General features: G+C 28.7%; 1 protein-coding gene and 1 pseudogene. Both read left to right on the top strand.

The genetic code is table 11. From position 1 onward, the window contains the following. Positions 1 to 423, top strand: a 423-nt coding sequence (locus tag F3H01_RS09125; RefSeq protein WP_188116386.1) for an MATE family efflux transporter, incomplete at its 5' end; no start/stop codon positions are given. A gap of 1 nt (position 424) precedes the next feature. Further along, positions 425 to 746, top strand: a pseudogene (locus tag F3H01_RS09130) (asparagine synthase (glutamine-hydrolyzing)); the annotation flags it as partial.

The following is a 746-nucleotide window of genomic DNA, read 5'->3' on the forward strand; positions in this document are numbered from 1 at the left end:
TTATTTTTAAGTCTTGTTAATGGTCTATTTCAAAGTTTATATCAGTCTTTGGAAAAATATACTTATGTTATTTGTTTATCATTAATAGGGGTGCTAATAAATTTTATCTTAAATTATCTTTGGATAAGTAAGTATGGTATAGTAGGTATAGCTTTGGCAACTCTTGTTTCAACTGGTGTTATTATAGCCCTAAATCTGCCGATAATTCATTATAAAGAGAATTTGCATTTAAGCTATAAAAATATACTTTTTGAGTTTATGAAGTATTTGTTGGTAGCGGGCGCCTCTTTTGCTATGATTAGAATGCTTGGTTTGCCATTTTTTATAAGTAGTTTTTTGTTTTTTGTCTTTAACTATGTAATATTAGTTTTGTTAAGGAATGAATTTATAATAAGAATTTATAGCATGACAAGGAAAAGATAGTATGTGTGGATTGGCTGGATTTTGCGATTTTAATAAAAAACAGGATATGGATAATTTAATAAGCATGACAGATGTTTTGCGGCATAGAGGTCCAAATGATAGTGGGTACGAATTTTTTGAAAATGAAAATTTTAATTTAGGCCTAGGCCATCGCAGACTATCGATACAGGATCTATCAAAACATGGACACCAACCAATGTTTGATCAAACTGGTCAATATGTTATTATTTATAATGGTGAAATATATAATTTTAAAGAATTTTACGAAGAACTCTTAGGTGATGGTATCAAATTTAATTCTAATAGTGATACAGAGGTAATAC

The organism is Campylobacter concisus (assembly GCF_902460875.1).
GTDB classification, from domain to species: Bacteria; Campylobacterota; Campylobacteria; order Campylobacterales; family Campylobacteraceae; genus Campylobacter_A; species Campylobacter_A concisus_AA.